Source organism: Mesorhizobium sp. M7D.F.Ca.US.004.01.2.1 (assembly GCF_003997785.1).
Taxonomy (GTDB): Bacteria; Pseudomonadota; Alphaproteobacteria; order Rhizobiales; family Rhizobiaceae; genus Mesorhizobium; species Mesorhizobium loti.
The window spans coordinates 1-584 of record NZ_RZRQ01000743.1 but is presented as its reverse complement, the minus strand read 5'-3'; the positions used below and the strand labels follow the sequence as shown (position 1 = coordinate 584).

Annotated in this window: 1 protein-coding gene; it reads left to right on the top strand. The window is 58.0% G+C overall.

The genetic code is table 11. The features are described from left to right. Positions 1 to 361, top strand: a 361-nt coding sequence (locus EN993_RS36580) for a DALR anticodon-binding domain-containing protein (RefSeq protein ID WP_245469092.1), incomplete at its 5' end; no start/stop codon positions are given. Positions 362 to 584 lie beyond the last annotated feature (223 nt).

Genomic DNA, 584 nt, shown 5'->3' with positions numbered 1-584 from the left:
GGACGGCAAAAACCTGCTCGCCGGCACCAAGCGTGCGGCCAACATCCTGGCCGCCGAGGAGAAGAAAAAAACGGCGGTCGCCGAAACCGTTGAGCCGGCGCTGTTTCGCGAGGATACCGAGAAATTGCTGTTTGCGGCGGTGAATCAGGCTGAGAAGCAAGCCGGCGAAGCGATTCAAAACGATGACTTTTCCGGCGCCCTGTTGGCGCTTAGCGTTTTGCGTGAACCGGTTGATTCATTCTTTGAGCATGTACTCGTAAATGACGAGGACTTGTCCGTGCGCGCCAATCGCTTGGCGCTGCTCGCCCGCATCCGCGCGGCGACCGGTCAGGTCGCGGATTTCTCGAAGATAGCTGGTTGAGAAGCTAAGAAAAAATCTTCCGGTCGGCCGTTCGAGCCGGCTTACAGTCATATGACGATGATCTCTCCGTGGCAAAAGGGACATGTTCCCCAACCCCACGGAGGCTTCCATGAATTCCGATCACGAAATCGAAGTGACAGAAGAAACCCCGGCTCCCGCCGAGGCGCTTGAATCCGCTTCCGAAACCATCCTCGATCATGCCGCTGCCGCCGCGGTCGAAGCC